Source organism: Mammaliicoccus sciuri, assembly GCF_025561425.1.
GTDB classification, from domain to species: domain Bacteria; phylum Bacillota; class Bacilli; order Staphylococcales; family Staphylococcaceae; genus Mammaliicoccus; species Mammaliicoccus sciuri_A.
The window spans coordinates 982418-1000056 of sequence record NZ_CP094824.1 but is presented as its reverse complement, the minus strand read 5'-3'; the positions used below and the strand labels follow the sequence as shown (position 1 = coordinate 1000056).

Here is a 17639-nt window from a genome sequence, read left to right as displayed (position 1 = left end):
TATCTTGTTTGGGCTGTCTTGATAAATACGAGGTCCTGAACATTGCTAGTCGCGCCTCACTTGCAATATTCAGACCTCCCTATTTCTAAAAATACGAAAAAGAGTCTAGAACATTACTGTCCCAGACTCACTTTTATTTTATTTATGATTTTGAAAATCTTCGCATAATGAATAATATAATGAATCCTAATACAAGTACGATGGCGATTGATATACCAATGATGAATGGTTTAGAAACACCTTTGTCGTCAGAAGCTGTTTCAAAACTTTCTGTCGTAGTTTGAGTTGTTTCTGTTTTAGTATCATCATCATCATCTACAGAAGTAGTTTCTGTCGTTTTATTAGTCTTTTTAAATTTTGGTTGTGCTAAATCAGGTCTACTACCAACTTTACTTGTTACGAGCTCTAACACATCTTCATCCAATTTACTATAATACGCTTCTGAATGGCCAGGTATAAATTTAGGCGCTTTTTCATCAGTGTTTTGCGGATTGTAATATCCATCCCCTACTTCATTTGTATTTGGATATGCCGGCATTGTTTGTTTGTATTGATTTACATTTTGATCATTATTGCTATTTGAATTTGGTTCATTAGTTTTAGGTTCTTCAGAAGATGGTTTCCCACTATTGGATTGGTTCGGTGGTGGTACTTGATGATTGTTATCATTACTTGAAGCTTCTTCCGTGCTCGGTTTTTCGCCAGATTTTGGTTCAGTACTTGGCTCTTCTGTTGTTGGTTCCTCTGAAGTTGGTTTATCATCTGTCTTTGGCTCTTCTGTACTTGGTTCTTCCGTGCTTGGTTCTTCTGTTGATGGCTTCTCTGTACTAGGCTTTTCATCAGTCTTCGGTTCTTCTGATGACTGTTCCTCAGTGCTTGAATCTTCTTCTGACTTCGGTTCAGTAGTTGTTTCCTCAGTTTTGCTATTTGAATCAGTTTCATTGGATTGCTGTGCTTCTATATTTTGATTCGATTGTTCTTGAGTTGTGTTCGGAGAAGTATCTTTTGTACTAGATTCATTGCTTTCTATAGCGTCTATATTATTCCCATGTGCTACTCCAAATGCCATAGAAGATAAAAGTAATGTTGAAATCATAGCATTTTTAAATATCTTCATAAAAATTCTTCCCCTCCTCTACATTAATTAATAGTTAAAGTATAAAGGAATGTTTCTTTGTTTTCTATGCTTGTACGTCATATGTTACACAGAATTAATATTTTGTAATAACTTATTCATATTTCTTACAATTTACTGATATTAAAATAAACACTTGCTGTATTAGAACAACAAGTGTTTTTATTCGTTTAATTTTTTAATTGTAAGTCATATTTCGTAAACTTCAAGTAAACTTGTCCAGACTCTGTAGAAGTTCTGAAATTAACAGCATCTTCATCAGGGAATATTCTCGTTGTTAATACTTTTTCTCCATCGTTAACGAAAATTTCTAAACTAGATGTATCGCTATAAATTCTCAATTCTTTTAAGTCGTTATCTAAAGTTGTTGTACGAGTTGTCTTCTCAACCGCTTCACTTACAATACCACTTTCAAATCGATCTAAAGTAAGTTGTTTAGAACGTGTATTATAAATAATTTGCGTTGAACATTTTTTAGAAACTCTTAAATCAAAGTATATTTCACTAGCTTCATTCTCTAGTATCTCAATCATTAATTCAAATTGTTTACCTTCATATGGATGAAGTTTAACTGAATGTTTATTAGCATAACCTTCAGCAGTTTCTTTATTTGTTCTTAATTTTTCTAATGCTTTTATAGGTCTTTGTTTCAGTTTATCATCTTCAATTGTGAGCACTCTTGGAATCGTTAAACAATGTGCCCAACCTTCTTCATCTGTAGCATAATCTATTTCAGGAAGACCCATCCAACCAATTAAAATTCTTTCACCATGTTCATCTAAAAATGTTTGTGGTGCATAAAAGTCAAATCCTTGGTCTAATTCAACAAAATTCTGATGCTCAAACTTTAACGATTCTATATCAAAATCACCAATTAAATAACCAGATTGATAGATGTTCTCGAATTGGTTATTTTCCGCTTCAATACCTTGAGGTGAAAAGATAAATACATCTTTATCATTTAACTTAAATAAATCTGGACATTCCCACATATAACCGAAGTTTTGCAGTTGTGTTTCAATTTCGCCTTTAAAGGTCCAATCTTGAATATTTTCAGATTCATATATAACAGCTGTACCTGTTTCATTCTCTCTTTGAATCCCAAATATTGCATAGTATTTTCCATTCTCAAACCATACTTTAGGGTCTCTAAAATGTTCAGTATATCCTTCTGGCTTGTTTGAAATAGCTGGTTGATCAAACTTTTTAAAAGTACCATCCTCTAATTGTTCTGCAATCATTTGGACAGATTTACGATCCCAATTTTCATTACGTACATTTCCCGTATACATTAAATATAACTTGCCACTATAGTCAAAAGCACTACCCGAATATACACCGTGACTATCATATTCTGTATCAGGCGCTAAAGCGATTCCCTCATCTTTGAATTCTAATAAATCTTTACTTGTATAATGATACCAATACTTCAAACCATGTACTGCACCAAGCGGAAACCATTGATGAAATATATGATAAACGCCATTATGATAAACCAAACCATTTGGATCATTTAACAACCCTGTTTTTGGTTGAATATGAAAAGTTTGACGCCATTTTGATGCATTTACTTTATCTATTAATTCATTGTATGCTTCATCAGATATGTCTGATAATTTTTTATATCTTTCTTCTCGTGTCCAATTTACCATTATCATTCTCCTTACATCCGATTTAGACCGGTCCCATAATATATATTTTAGCATACTTGAAAGGCTTAATTTTTTAACCATTCAAATTGTGTTTCAATAATATTTAATTTTTCTACCGTTTCGTGATTAATACTTTTATTTAATACATGAACAGCTGTCTCACCAGCTAAATAATAGTTAAACTTTACAGTACCAATATGTGGTGCCACAATTTCTGTCATCTTATTTCCGCCAAATCCAATAATCGTTGGCATATCAACTTCTCTTTTTAAAAGTGTATGGTATATACCTAATGCTATATTATCAGTAGCTGCGACAATAACTTCGTCTTCTCTCAACTTAATGTCATTACCCAATATCTGAGCATCTTTAATACTGAAACTACTTTCAATAAATGTTGGTTTGATGCCTTGATCCTTTAGTGGAATAAACAAACCTTCTTTTCTCGTCTTACCAACTGCAATGTCATGTTCAGAAACACCGATATATGTAATATTGTGCTTTTGATGTTTCAATAGCCATTGTGCTACTTGATTACCTGCTTGGAAATCATCATGAACAATCGACAATAGTGATTCATGCGATTGACCAACAATAACAATTGGACATTCAACTGACTCAATTGCTTTCATATGTTCTTCAGAAATGTTCGTTGCCATCAAAATAATGCCATCCACTTTACGCTTAGCTAACATATAAATAGAATCAATTTCTCTATCTTTTGATAAATCTGTATTCACAATCATTGTTTGGACATTTTGTTTAAGTAAAGTTGTTTCAATACCTTTTAACGTTTCAGTCGTTGCATATGAATCTAGCCTAGGTACAATTGCACCGATCAGACCTGTTCTCTTAGCCTTTAAACTTTGTGCAAATTGATTCGGTTTATATCCTGTTTCTTCTACTACTTTATGTATTTTTTCTTTTGTACTTTTACTAATGGAGCCGCCATTTAAATATCTTGAAACTGTACTTTTAGAAACACCTGCCATATTAGCAATATCTTTAATTGTCTTCATGTATACACCTCTCAGTCATTCATTTTATCATAAAACCGTTTCCAATTCTTTATAAATAAAATACAGCTTTAAACAAAAAAACCTAGAAACAAAGCCTAATGTCTTTGTTTCTAGGTTAAATGTAATTTATTGTTTTTCAATCGTTATTGTCCATGAAGCATCTCCAAGTTGTTCATAATTCGTAACTGGATAGCCATTTTCTGCTGCCCAATTTGGAAGTGCTTCTGTCGCTTGCGTGCAATCAAAATCAATTTTCAATTGTTCGCCTACTTGTAATTCATCCATTTTATTTTGTGCTTCTATTAATGGGAATGGACATACCATTCCTACTGTACCTAATTCATGTACCATATATATTGACTCCTTTTATTAAATACTTTGTGTACTTACTTTTGTCTTAGTTTGTCTTGCTTTTCTAGGTTTAACAAAGATGAAATAACTCATAAACCATGCACCAACGATCATTGATGGTAAAGCAACCCAACCTTGCCAACTCATAGCTGCTGTTGAAACTAAACCATTACCGATTGAACATCCACCTGCTAATGATGCACCAACACCCATGCAAGCACCACCGATAACACTGTTTCTTATAGTTTTAGTATCTGGCATTCTCCATTTGAATTCTCTTGAACCTTTTGCAGCAATATATGAACCGATAAATATACCAAGTACTAAAAATACACCCCAGTTTATAAATGAAGCATCACCTGTAACTAAGTATTGTACGATATTTGCTGAAGGTGTTGTAATACCAAGGCCAGCAATTCTTCCTGTTGAAGCACTCATTGGCCAAGCAATTAAAGCTATTATCCCTACTGCAATAGCAGCTGCAAATGGGTGATATCTTTTTTCAAATAAGATATGACGAATGCCTGTATATTTTTGTTTTAATTGAGGAATTGCTACTTTTGGTTTTTTTAGAGTCTTTGTCACAAAATAAACTGTAACAATCACTAAAATAGCAATCAATACCCATACAGGTACATTAAGTGTTTCTGCCATATTTGAGTTAACGACACTATATGAATTAATTTTTTCTTGAACAGGGTTTAATGGTCCAGATTTCATAATTGCTGCTGTTACACCATATAATACTAATGCTATCCAGCTTCCAATTAAGCCTTCGCCTGCTCTGTACCAAGTCCCAGTCGCACATCCACCAGCTAAGATAATTCCGATACCAAATACAAATGATCCAAATATCGTACCTACTAATGGGAATGTTTCTGCTTCTAACTTAAATACGCCTAATCCTACTAGTGTAAATAATCCAATACTTTGAATAGAGATCGCAATTAATAAAGCATAAAACATTTTATTATTTTTCTGTACATACATATCTCTAAAACCGCCCGTTAAACAAAAACGCGTTCTTTGCATAACAAAGCCAAGTAATATTCCGACTATAAGTCCACTTATAATCATCCAAACCATATAAACAACTCCTTATTCCTATTACAATGATAGGAATAATAATATATCATATACGACACATATTCAAGTTAACATTTGATTACAAATATCAGACAATTCAAAAAACAGCCATAGCATTAAGCTACAGCTGCTCCTTATCTTCTTCATCCATCCCAAGTTCTTCTTCCATTAATTTTTGCTCTGCTTTTAAATATTTTTTATAGCCTATTTTTGAAATTACAATGCTGATTTCATAAAGTAAAATCATTGGTAAAGTAAACAACATATGTGTCATAAAGTCAGGTGGCGCGATTAATGCAGCCACAACAAGTAAAATAAAATACGCATATTTTCTATTTTTCTTTAAAAACATCGGTGTAACGATACCTAATCGCGTTAAAAATAGTAATAAAATTGGTAATTGAAAGACAAATCCGAATGGTATTGTAAATTTAAACATTTCACTAAAGTACTCTTTAATCCCGATTGTTTGCTTAATCCCCATATCATCGGCTAATCCCATTGTGAACGAAATTAAATATGGAAAAATCACAAAGTATGAGAATAATAAACCACCTACAAATAAAATCAAACTAAATGGTATATAACTTAATGTCACTTTTTGTTCTTTCGGATGTAAACCTGGAGATATAAATGCCCATAATTCATATAAAATGACAGGCGATACTATGATAAATGCAATTACAATTATCATTGTTATGTATATCGTTAATGGATCCGTTATTCTAAATGCATTGAGTTCTAATGTTTGTGTAAAATCATCATTTGTTATATAAAAAATAACGGGTTTAGCTACGAAAAAGCCAACGATGAGACCACCAATAAGGAAATATGCAATGATCATAATACGTCCACGAAGTTCTTCTAAGTGTTCGACAAATGTTAAATTGTCTTTATCCACCGTCTTACCTCCAATCTAAAAAAGATGTGGCAGGAAACCCGCCACATTCTTGGGAACATCTGTTAAATAAAATTCTATTTAACTTCTTTATCTTTGCCATCTTCTGGAGTGCTTTTCTTCTCATCAAAGTTTGTCATGCCATCAGTTGCATCTTTAAATTCTTTCAAAGTTGAACCCATTGCTCTACCGAATTGTGGTAATTTCTTTGGTCCAAATATAATTAATGCAACTACCCCTATAAATAATAAACTGACTGGTCCTGAAATACCAAGTGTGTTAATAAACATTAAAGCTTCCATTTGATACCCTCCTATTGATTCTTCATAAAGAAGATTAAAGATTGTAATTCAATTCCTAAATCTATATGATGAACCTGCACTTTCTCAGGTACATTTATTCTTTGAGGTGTAAAATTCAAAATACCAGTAATACCCGAAGATGTTATACGATCCGCAACTTTTTGAGCTGCTTGTTGTGGTACTGTTAATATTACAACTTGTATACCTACTTCTTCAACTACCTTTTCAAAATCATCCATACTATCCACAGTTAATTTACCAACCATACTTCCAATGATATCTTCTGATTGATCAAAAGCAGCTACAATTTGCATTCTATCATTAACAGTAAAGTTATAATTCACAAGTGCAGTACCTAAATTACCAACACCAACGATTGCGACTTTAGTCATATCATCTTGTTCAAGCGTTGTTCTAAAAAATTTAAGTAAATAACTAATATTGTAACCATAACCCTTTTTACCTAATTCACCAAAATACGAAAAATCTCGACGAATAGTAGCTGAATCAATTTTAAGTCCTTCACTTAATTCTTTCGATGAAACACGATCTATGCCAGAATTATGCAATGTGCTAACAAATCTATAATAAAGAGGCAAACGTTTCAAAGTTGCTTTAGGGATCTTCACATCATTCTTTGCCAAAATCCTCACCTTTTCCAATATAAAATAATGTGATTGCGTTCACATCTAATGGCTTAATTATAACAAACTTCACGTAAAATAACTATATAAATATTGTATGTGATTTACATACAATTATCACTCGTTTTCATGTAAAATAATAACTAATAGAGAGGTGTAAACATGATACTTTTACAAATAAATAAATTAGAGAAATCTTATGATGGAAAAGTTATCTTTTCTGATGTAGATTTCGAAGTAAAAACCGGTGAAAGAATCGCTATTGTCGGTAGAAATGGCGCGGGAAAAACAACATTAATGAAAATCATCGCTGGTGTCGAATCGTATGATGAAGGAAATATTTCTAAAGGTAAACAAGTTACAATGGGATACCTTACTCAACAAATGACATTAGATTCTAATGACACTGTTATGAATGAAATGAAGAAACCATTTAAAGACGTTATCAATATTGAAGATAAAATGAAAACTTTAACAGATTGGTTAAGTATTCATGCTGATGAGTATGACCAAGACATATATAAAGAAAAATTGTCACAATACGAAGCGTTATCTAATCAATATGAATTAATAGATGGCTATAATTACGAAAGTAAAATTAAAACCGTATTAACAGGTTTGGATTTTAAAGAATCTGACTTTGATAGACAAATTCAATCATTTAGTGGCGGGCAAAAAACAAGATTATCCATGGCTCAAATGTTATTAAGTGAACCTGATTTACTGTTACTCGATGAACCTACGAACCATTTAGATATGGAAACAACTGAATGGCTAGAGAATTATTTAACACACTTTAAAGGTGCGATTGTTATTATCAGTCATGACAGATACTTTTTAGATAAAATAGTCAATCAAGTCTATGATGTCGCTTTAGGTTCTGTTAAAAAGTATGTCGGTAATTATAGTAAATTCTTAAAAGAACGAGATGCACATTACGAAAAAGTCATGGCTGAATATGAAAGACAACAAAGTGAAATTAAAAAGTTAGAAACATTTGTCGAAAAAAATATTACACGTGCTTCAACAAGCGGCATGGCAAAAAGTCGTCGTAAAGTACTAGAAAGAATGGAAAGAATTGAAAAGCCGAGACTTGATGCTAAAAGTGCACAAATAAATTTTGAAATAACTAGAGCTACAGGTGAAGATGTCCTTAAAGTTCAACATTTAGATATCGGTTATTCTAAAAGCATTACACCGCCTATCAACTTAGAAGTGAAGCGACATGACCGTATTGCGATAATTGGTCCAAATGGTATTGGTAAATCTACGTTGATCAAAACAATTGCTCAAAAAATACCTGCTTTAGGCGGTAATATTGTTTATGGTTCTAATATTCAAATTGGTTATTACGACCAAAAACAAGCAGAATTTACTTCTAATATGACAATCTTAGACTACGTTTGGAATCAATATGCACATATGCCTGAGAAAGATATAAGAACAATTTTAGGTAGATTTTTATTTACTCAAGAAGAAGTAAAAAAAGTCATCAATGATTTATCTGGTGGAGAAAAAGCCAGACTTCAACTCGCTTTACTCATGTTAGAAAAAAACAATGTACTCATTCTAGATGAACCTACCAATCACTTAGATATCGATTCTAAAGAAATGTTGGAACAAGCTTTGCAAAATTTTGAAGGTACACTACTCTTTGTATCACATGACCGTTATTTTATTAACGAACTAGCGAATAATATTTTCCACATCACACAAAGTGGAAATGAATTATTTAGAGGCGATTACCAATATTATTTAGAAAAGCTAGAACAACGTGAAGCTATTAGTCGTTATGAACAAGAAGACATCCAATCTACTGAAACGCCTAAAGACGATCAATATTACGCAAATCAAAAACAACTAAAAAAAGAAAAGCGTAAACTCGAAAGACAGTTAGAAGAAATTGAAAATAATATTTCCACATATGAAGAACAAATCTCTGACTATGAACATCAACTGACGTTACCAGAGATATTTAATGATATTGAAAAAAGTAATGAAATTAATAATTTACGAGTTGAAGCAGAACGTTTGCTCGAAGAATACATGGAAAAATGGGAAGAACTTGAAAGTAAGTTAAATTAACGAAAAGCGACTGAGGTAAATTTTACACCTCAGTCGTTTTTTTCTGAAATAATTAAGCACATCTTTATACACATCAAAAAGTCTTATTTTTCAAGTAATCCACAAAGTTACCCTAGTTATCCACAAGTAAAATGTAAAATATCAATCAAAATCACCTATTTTATCCACAAATATTTAAAAGCTTATACTAATGTTGTCCACAAAATGTGGTTAACTTGTGCACAAGTACAAATGTTCTGTATTGACTTTATGATGAATACCTTACAAACCTTTATATGACAGTGTTTTCAGGTAGTTATAACTGTTCGTATTTATGCGAACAAAATATCTATTTTAACCCTATATACCCCCTATTTATTCCCAAACTGTCGGAACAACTGTCGGAAGACAAAAGTATCCACAATTGTTACTTGTCCAAGTAAGAAAGGTTTTGTTGATAAGTGCCCTCGTACTTAGAAATAAAAGAGGTTGCTGAATGTAGATTTTTTTAATATGTCGGAGACTTGGGGATAAGTTATATATACTACTCAAAGTTATAAGTACCATATATAAACACATGATACTAGTAGTAGATACTAATAAAAGCACCCGTATAATCAACAGGTGCTTTTTAATATATGTTTTTAATTTTGATCTTTATATTTTGATTTCTTAGCATAATGTCTTATTCGCATTAATATTGAGTAACCAAATAGTAATACCCCTATAGATGAATAATTTAAATTTATAACAAAAAAGATGCAACAGTCTGTAGCAGCCACCTCATATATACTTCTAACCTCTTTCGCCTAATTAAATTATATCATAAAAAAAGCCCACCAAGGTAGTGACCCCCCAAAGTTAGAGTTTCCATTATGCTATTAATTGGCTGGATTGAGTTCGGTATTGTACTGGACTTCGTCCAGCCAATTTTAATTTCAAACGTTCATTGTTATACCAATAGATGTAATCCTCAATTCTTCTTTTTAATGTTTCATAGTTAACAAGTTCTTCTCCATGATACATTTCCTGCTTCATGATGCCAAAGAAATTCTCCATAGAAGCATTATCCGCACACGTCGCTTTACGTGACATACTTTGATAAATCCTTTGTTCCGATAATCTTCTAATCCATGCATTATGCTGATAATGCCAACCTTGATCAGAATGTATCGTCGTACGATATGGTGCTTCATGCTTAATGATTGTAACTGCTTTATCCAATGATTGAAGTACTAAGTCTAATGTTGGTCTTCTGGATATACCATAAGAAATGATTTCCCCATTGTATAAATCCATAATAGGGCTGAGATATAATTTTTGTTCTTCAGCACATTTAAATTCAGTGATATCTGTCACTAATTTTTGAAGTCGAATAGATGTATGGAATCTACGATTCAAGCGATTTTCAGCCACTTTACCAACTGTACCTTTGTATGATTGATAGCGTGATTTACGTGTGAATTTTTGACATTTTAATCCTAGTTCTCGCATAATTCGTTGTACTTTCTTATGGTTAATGAGATAACCTTGATTTCTCAAAGCTAAATATATACGACGATAGCCGTATTTACCGTTGTGTTTTTGAAAAAGTTCAATGATCTTTTTCTTCCAACCTTTATCTAAATCTTCCTTTTGTAATTGTTTGGCATGGTAATGATAGGTTGCTTCTGGTATACCAACCTTTACTAAGATATCTTTTAATTTGAATCCTTCTTCTTTGAGTTCGAATGCCACTGCTGCTTGTGCTTTTCTAGAAAGGCACTCGGATTCTCTCGAAAAGCGTTCAACTTTTTTAAATAAGCATTCTCTAATCGAAGATTTTCATTTTCTAGCTCTAACTCTTTTTCTCGTGATAGGTTTTGATTAGATTTCTTCTGTTTCTTCTTTTTCATGGGAGGTCGTCCTTTCGGCTTTTCGAGTCCTTCCACACCTTCTTTGTCATATATCTTTTTCCATCGCACAATAATAGATGGGGTATTTAGGCCAAATTTAATCGCTGTATCTTGGAAGGAATCGCCTGTTCTTTTCATATAGTTTAATACATTTATTTTGAATGTAACAGAATAAACTGTCTTTTTCTGTTTCTTTTTAATGCCATCTACACCGAATGATTGAAAGGCTTTTACCCATGTTCGTATAATAATTTTATCAGGTATATTATATTTTTTAGCTAATTTTCGATAACCATAATGGCCATCTAGATAATCTCTTACAACTTTCAACTTAAATTCATCACTATATTTTGTCATATTAAAACACCCCCTAAAGTTAGTTTTTTTACTCTAACTTTAGGGGTGCAGTACCCAATTAAGGTGGGTTATTATATTTCAACTAACTCTTTTTCAAATTTAAAAGTAACTTGTGCATTTAATTCTTTTGAAAAAGTTTTTAATAATTCTTTTTCTTCGTCCATACCTTGTTCCAAAATCAATACTAAATCTTGATTATTAAAATGTGCATACATTATATAAGATCTTGCATTATGAATTGCTGTATTATTTTTATTTAAATACTTAAACAATATTTTTTTTCCCGTTTTATCTTCAGCAATAAAATCAGGTGTAAATTTATCCAAAGAATGAACGCCATGTATGACATGTTTCGAACTAATATTCTCGTATTTACTTTCTAGATATTTCATAGTATATTTACGTTTCTCTTGGTTTTTAAGTCTTTCTTTTTTATCTAAACCTAAATGTAGTATATATTTATAAGTAACTTCAATAAATTCTAAAGCATCTTCTAATGTATTAAATATTCTGTAATCAATCTTTTCGAAATAAAAATTATTAACAAAACGTTTAACATAATCTCTAATACTTTCGTTTGTATTTTCAAACTCATCTTTGATTCCATTTAAAAACAAATTTACAACATTTAAATTATCAAGTTCGTCATCGAATGATAATAATTTTTTTCTTTGTGTAATTAACTTTACTTCATTTTTGAAATAATCTTCCCCAACTATTTGGAAAGCTACTCCGACCGCAATATTACTTTTTAGATACAAATCTGGATAATAACTAAGTATAGAATATTCTACACGATACATTGGCTTCACTCCTTTCCTAATTTACTTTTTAACATAATTATAGCATCATCAAAGTTAGCCGTCATATATGAAAAATAAGTCTCCAATAATTCAAAATGACTTTTATCCAACCTTTCAATCAATTCTCGAGGAATTTTTCCATAGATTTCATCAATCTTTAATAACTTTATTTTCTCTAAAAATACAGCACCTGATTTTTCAATTGTCCTAGACATTATCCTACGATTTGTCAACTACTACGTAGTAAAAAATATTTAAAATTGGCATCACTAAATAAGCCTTTATTATTTAATAATTTTTTCAATATGTTATGATTTAGATGAATATATTATCCGTGTGGAGACAAGTGATAATCATATTCTTTATTATTTATTACGAGATAATGAATGGTTTTAAGTAGTTTGTTAATGCAAGCTACTGATGCAGTCTTGTGGCCTTTGCCATTAGGCTGCTTTTTTAATTTGTAATAATAGTCGATAATATGATTTTTAAATAACCTTTGACCCAACAGAAAATTTTTAATGATTAAGTAAAATAATGATCTAGCATGTTTGTTTCCACGTTTGTTTATTTTATCTTTAAAATGCGTTTTACCAGACTGATATCTTTTTATATCAATACCTACATATGCATTCAATTGCTTATGAGAATCAAAGGATTTGATATCACCTAATTCGCCAATAATCATTATGGCAGTTAAATCACCAATGCCAGGAATAGATTTAATTATTTTAAATTCTTCAAATTCTTCAGCTAACATTAATAATCTTTGTTTTATAGAAGCATGCCGTTTCATTAGGCTTAATAAATCTTCAATCACATAAACTAATTTATCTGTTAAAAATGAATCTTTAGAAACTGAAGGATAACTGACCATAGAGAACTCTACGAGTTTATTTGCATATTGTGCTTTCTTTTTCTCTGATAGATTTTTTTCTGTACAACTATTAATTATCTTTTTTAGTTCTTCTATATCATTAGAATCAACAAAGTCCGGATGTGGGAACTTACTAGCTACTTGTAAAGCCAATTTTGAATATCTGTCCTTAAATAGGTTTTGTAATTCTGGAAAAGTCATATCTAGTAACTGAATCAATTGGTTTTTTAAGTAATTTTGTTGATTGTTAATTTCTTCATAGTATCTTGTCAGCTCTCTAATTTTTACATACTTTTCTTCCAATAAATTTCTAGAAGGTTTTTTGTTTATATTTTTAGCTAAAACAGCAAGTTTATGTGCATCAGATTTATCTGTTTTCCAGTTTCTTAAAGAATTAGTTAGTAATTTTGCCTCTAGAGGGTTAATTACACAAAACGAAATCTTATTAACGGTACAAAATTTCTCCAATACTTTTGAATATATACCAGTAGCTTCAAACAAGAAATATACTCCTGAGAAATTCTTTATATATTTCTTTAGTGAATCAAAACCATTATTATCATGGGTAATTTCAAATTCTTTAACAAATTCATTGTTTGAATAATGTGCAATAAAACTCTTTCCTTTTCCAACATCTATTCCAAAATATTCGATAAAAACCACTCCTAATCTTCTAATTTAAGAAGTTTTAACTTCACTGAACCTTACTTAGTTCATTTTCCTGTACACGATCTCAGTGGACCCAACATACTAAAATCGAATTCATAAGGAGAGTGAAGTTCTCCAGTTTTTATTACGGATTCTTTGACCCTAAAATCTATTCGGAGTACTTCTCTCTTCTACTATTTCATATTCTTAAAATAACTACCAACGGTAAGATAAAGAATATAAAAAAGTAGCGAAGCTCATCTACCGTCGTAGATTACTTCGCTACTAATCTTAGTATGTTTTGATCTATTTTCTATCAAATATTGATAATATCCGGAAGAAAACATGTCTTCAATAATTGATTTGATAGAATAATCATTATTCTTTAGTATATCAGTCCATATACATCTTCCTGGTAAAATATGAGTGTAATCAATTGGGAATAACTTTGACGGAAGCTCAACTAACATATTCCCTAAGTTCCTATCTGTATTATATATAAAAATATCAAATAATAATAAATTTGTAATTTCACTTTCATCAACGAATAGTGTCATATTTGGAGAAGTAATGGGTAAAGATTTTTTTAGCCACACAGTGTATGAAAATAAACTATTATTTTTATATGATTTATCATTTTTCACTTTAGTTTGCTTTTCATCAAATACTGCGCAACCAAATTCAGGATGCCTAATACCAAAGTAGCAAGCAAGATTATATCCTAAAAGTTCATTAAAAAGAGAAATAAATCCTTCATCATTTTCAATGTACTTTGCTACAATTCTTTTATCTCCAATCAATCCTCTTACTGGATCGGTTACACCATTTCCTACATCTTCGGTTATTTCACTTAAGACCTCCATTTTCGCACCTCATATACTAGCAAATTATTTATATTATACATTTATTTCTCAATTTTTAATAGAGCAATATATCTTTTTTAATATTTACATATTCGATTGGGGTTATTCTTTCCAGAAAAATAAACCCCATCACTATTGTGACAGGGCAAGTTAATGGTTATTTATATATGAAAATCCAGCACTATATAAGTGCTTATATATAGTAATACTACACTTTAGGTGTTAAATCAAATAAATAACACCCCACTTATTAGTGAGGTGCAAAAAGGTTTTATCAAATATGAGTTTAAAACTAAAACGGAGATAATAGGTTTAAACTGTTTTTAGTATATCATTTTGTGGAACCAATTCAAAATAATAACCTACTCAATTGTATGAGTAGGCTCGCCGTCATATTGTGTTTAATATGTCTGTTTAAATGGTATCATATATGTTGGCATAAGTAAAAAAATAACCCTACCTAGTTTCCGCTAGATAGGGTTTAATAATGTACGACGGTTCAGTCGTAACCAAGTAATAGCTAATTAAATTATATCATATTTACTACTTAAATGTACCCCAAGCACTACCAACTCGTTGTCCTTTACCGTTCGACTTACCAATTGGCATATAAACAGTTGCACCACTGTATACTTCCCAACTAATCCAGATATAACCTTCATAGTCTTGTATTTCATTGTAGTTAACAGATTGATTAAATTCTAATCCACCAGCAATTGGATTATGAATACTAGGACCTTTATATCTTGTAACTATTCCATCTTTAGCTTTACAAGTGAACGTACCTTTTTCTTTTTTCCACAAGATACCGTATTTATTTTTCTTCCAACCATTTCCTACATTTTTAGAAACAACTGTATTTGTTTTAGCTTGATTTGGTTTAACAGTTGATGGTTTTGTAGCTTTCACAACTGCATCAGTTGATGGACTACCTGCAGGTAATGATGGATCGTTGTAATACTTTGTAATTTCTTTAATGAAATAATCTTTTAACTGATTAACAATATTAGATGGTGCAGCACCTTTTGTAACTGGATTCCAACCTGTATGAATTGTCATACTTCTATGTAGACATGCAGTTGGTACAAATTCACAATGTAATCTAACTGTAGAACGATTAACAGGTAAACCATAATATAGTAAATCAGCAGCTGCTTTTTTAAATGTTGCTTGTTCGTTTGCTAAGAAATTTTTATCACTAGCATTTAATGACTCATTCACTTCATAGCCAATATAACTATTGTTACCGTCTTGATTAGCAGTATGCCACGCTACACTGAATGTATCTATTGCACGCCACACTGTATTTCTATCAATATAGTAATGTGCAATACCAGCTTCATAACGAGCAACAGATGTGCTTTGAAGATTATTATAATCTTGTTTAGCAGTAGCGCTACCTGCTGTATTATGAATAACTACACCCTTTAAATTGCCTGCACGATTAGCCATTTTATAGTTTATCGTGTGGTTAATCGTTTCTATTTTAGTCGCTTTCTTAACTGCACCTTTTTCGGCATCTTCATATGGTGGTCGGATTACACCTAAGAAATTGGTATATTCATGATCTTCTACAAATGCTGCGGGACTACCTTTTGTTAAGCTTTCGTTATACCAGTTCTGGTCAATACTATTAAAATACTTAGCGTTTGCTTCAGTGACAATACCTGTATGACCATACTCTCCACCGAACACAAAAATATCTCCTGGTTGCGGTATTTGGTTTTTACCTTTAATAACTTGGAAACCTTTTGGCCATTTATAATTGATAAAGTCTTTTGCGTTACCTTTAGGATGTACATCCCAATATTTTTTAGTAAACTCAATTATAAAAGTTGCACATTGTGCGCCATATGGTTGACCATCTGTAAGCCTATTACCTATATTACTTACTGCCCATTTAACACCGTCACGTTTTTTCATTATTTATTACACTCCTTTTAATATATTAAAAAAGCCGACTGATTATTTGGCCGACTTATTTTGGTTCGTTATATTGTTGTGCTTGTTCACTATCTTTGATACCACGCGTTGTTGGGTCTTGCACCACACCTAGTAACACCAACACGCCTAACACACTGTTAACGATATTCGTTATTTGGTCTGTATACACTGTGATGTCATAATCGAATGCGCCCGACACTTGTTGCACAAATAAAAGGATAGCCGATAATATGGCTACCCAAAATGATTTTTGTTTAATACGTACTTTCCAATTAATTTTCATGTTATTTCCTCCTTATTATTTACATTTCCCAAACCAAAAGCACTCCCAAAAACTTACGCCTAATAATTTAAGCATCTGTTCCACCTCCTTATATACCAAATAACATTTTGATTGATGTAATGATGAGTGAGCCTGCTATTGTACCTACTAAGCCTAGAACCCACAATTTGATGTCTCTTATATTTTTGTTATTTTCTTTTTTATTCTCTTTCTCTATTTCACGTTCTCTATTTAAGGCATCTAGTGTAAAATCTAACTTTTGATTCACAAGTTCTTGCGCGTGTTGCCCCTTTTTGATTTCGTCTAAAGAAGAAAATATTTTTTCATCATTGTCCTCGAGCCGTTTAATTCTTCTGTCATAATCAGCTCTTTGGAACTCATTACTCATGGGATCACTCACTTTCTGTTAATTTATCTGTAATAAAAAGGCATTGAACCTAATCAATACCTTGGTTTTGTGCACTTAATTCTGAATTACTTTCTTGAATATCTTCTTCTGTACTTGTGGATGGTTCAACATAGTCTGTTCCATCAGGATTATGTTTAGAACGCTCAATTTGTTCAGCTACATAATACGTTTTAATGTTAGTGCCAAATAACTCAGCTAACATATTTTGTGCTTTACATGCAGTTTTGGCATCTTCTTCTGACTTAAACTTATGCGCTGATTGAGGTGTAGCACCACGATTAAATCCACTACCATAATTTTTCACTAAACATGTTTCCTTACCTGTTTCATCTCTTTCTACTAAAAAATACTGTGTAATTGTCATTTCCATTTAAAACACTCCTTTAAATTTTTTATATAAAAAAACACC

Annotated in this window: 18 protein-coding genes; 1 reads left to right on the top strand and 17 read right to left on the bottom strand. The window is 31.5% G+C overall.

The features are described from left to right. Window positions 1-142 precede the first annotated feature (142 nt). The 8 genes from MUA60_RS05140 to MUA60_RS05105 all read right to left on the bottom strand — a co-directional run bounded on the left by MUA60_RS05140 (window position 143) and on the right by MUA60_RS05105 (window position 7087). Window positions 143-1117: an SdrH family protein gene (locus tag MUA60_RS05140; RefSeq protein ID WP_262650071.1), complete on the bottom strand. Its 975-nt coding sequence runs from the start codon at window positions 1115-1117 to the stop codon at window positions 143-145. A 188-nt stretch (window positions 1118-1305) separates the two neighbouring features. Beyond that, the gene (locus MUA60_RS05135) at window positions 1306-2787 is read right to left on the bottom strand and encodes a glycoside hydrolase family 32 protein (protein WP_262650069.1); all 1482 of its coding nucleotides are present in this window, start codon (window positions 2785-2787) and stop codon (window positions 1306-1308) included. A 65-nt stretch (window positions 2788-2852) separates the two neighbouring features. Further along, window positions 2853-3806 (bottom strand): LacI family DNA-binding transcriptional regulator, encoded by a 954-nt coding sequence (locus MUA60_RS05130; protein ID WP_262650068.1) that lies wholly within the window; start codon window positions 3804-3806, stop codon window positions 2853-2855. Between the two features lie 126 nt (window positions 3807-3932). Next, the gene (locus MUA60_RS05125) at window positions 3933-4157 is read right to left on the bottom strand and encodes a sulfurtransferase TusA family protein (RefSeq protein ID WP_262650067.1); all 225 of its coding nucleotides are present in this window, start codon (window positions 4155-4157) and stop codon (window positions 3933-3935) included. 18 nt (window positions 4158-4175) lie between these two features. Then, complete coding sequence (locus MUA60_RS05120) at window positions 4176-5243, bottom strand: YeeE/YedE family protein (RefSeq protein WP_262650066.1); 1068 nt, start codon at window positions 5241-5243, stop codon at window positions 4176-4178. A gap of 121 nt (window positions 5244-5364) precedes the next feature. Next, window positions 5365-6144, bottom strand: coding sequence for a twin-arginine translocase subunit TatC (tatC, locus tag MUA60_RS05115; protein WP_262650065.1), 780 nt, complete (start codon window positions 6142-6144; stop codon window positions 5365-5367). Between the two features lie 74 nt (window positions 6145-6218). Then, window positions 6219-6443, bottom strand: coding sequence for a twin-arginine translocase TatA/TatE family subunit (tatA, locus tag MUA60_RS05110; RefSeq protein WP_025905058.1), 225 nt, complete (start codon window positions 6441-6443; stop codon window positions 6219-6221). Window positions 6444-6454: 11 nt separating this feature from the next. After that, complete coding sequence (locus MUA60_RS05105; protein WP_262650064.1) at window positions 6455-7087, bottom strand: redox-sensing transcriptional repressor Rex; 633 nt, start codon at window positions 7085-7087, stop codon at window positions 6455-6457. 162 nt (window positions 7088-7249) lie between these two features. Between MUA60_RS05105 and MUA60_RS05100 the strand changes: the two genes are divergently transcribed. Then, complete coding sequence (locus MUA60_RS05100) at window positions 7250-9172, top strand: ABC-F family ATP-binding cassette domain-containing protein (RefSeq protein WP_262650063.1); 1923 nt, start codon at window positions 7250-7252, stop codon at window positions 9170-9172. An 852-nt stretch (window positions 9173-10024) separates the two neighbouring features. Here MUA60_RS05100 and MUA60_RS05095 read toward each other — a convergent pair. From MUA60_RS05095 to MUA60_RS05055, 9 genes are all read right to left on the bottom strand, one after another. Next, on the bottom strand, window positions 10025-10888 hold the full coding sequence (locus MUA60_RS05095) for an IS3 family transposase (RefSeq protein WP_103361549.1): 864 nt from the start codon (window positions 10886-10888) through the stop codon (window positions 10025-10027). Further along, window positions 10852-11403: a helix-turn-helix domain-containing protein gene (locus MUA60_RS05090; protein ID WP_025907016.1), complete on the bottom strand. Its 552-nt coding sequence runs from the start codon at window positions 11401-11403 to the stop codon at window positions 10852-10854. Before MUA60_RS05090 ends, MUA60_RS05095 begins: the two co-directional genes overlap by 37 nt. A gap of 71 nt (window positions 11404-11474) precedes the next feature. Further along, on the bottom strand, window positions 11475-12206 hold the full coding sequence (locus MUA60_RS05085) for a hypothetical protein (protein ID WP_262650062.1): 732 nt from the start codon (window positions 12204-12206) through the stop codon (window positions 11475-11477). 328 nt (window positions 12207-12534) lie between these two features. Next, window positions 12535-13746: an IS110 family RNA-guided transposase gene (locus MUA60_RS05080; protein WP_262648055.1), complete on the bottom strand. Its 1212-nt coding sequence runs from the start codon at window positions 13744-13746 to the stop codon at window positions 12535-12537. 242 nt (window positions 13747-13988) lie between these two features. Next, window positions 13989-14594: a HipA family kinase gene (locus MUA60_RS05075; protein WP_262650060.1), complete on the bottom strand. Its 606-nt coding sequence runs from the start codon at window positions 14592-14594 to the stop codon at window positions 13989-13991. A 543-nt stretch (window positions 14595-15137) separates the two neighbouring features. After that, complete coding sequence (locus MUA60_RS05070; protein WP_262650059.1) at window positions 15138-16517, bottom strand: SH3 domain-containing protein; 1380 nt, start codon at window positions 16515-16517, stop codon at window positions 15138-15140. A gap of 55 nt (window positions 16518-16572) precedes the next feature. Further along, window positions 16573-16821: a phage holin gene (locus MUA60_RS05065; protein ID WP_262648599.1), complete on the bottom strand. Its 249-nt coding sequence runs from the start codon at window positions 16819-16821 to the stop codon at window positions 16573-16575. An 88-nt stretch (window positions 16822-16909) separates the two neighbouring features. Next, window positions 16910-17209 carry a DUF2951 family protein gene (locus MUA60_RS05060; protein WP_204167081.1) on the bottom strand — a complete coding sequence of 100 codons (300 nt, stop codon included), beginning with the start codon at window positions 17207-17209 and terminating at the stop codon, window positions 16910-16912. A 49-nt stretch (window positions 17210-17258) separates the two neighbouring features. Next, a complete protein-coding gene (locus MUA60_RS05055) occupies window positions 17259-17600 on the bottom strand; it encodes a hypothetical protein (RefSeq protein WP_262641676.1) in 342 nt (113 codons plus the stop codon). Window positions 17601-17639 lie beyond the last annotated feature (39 nt).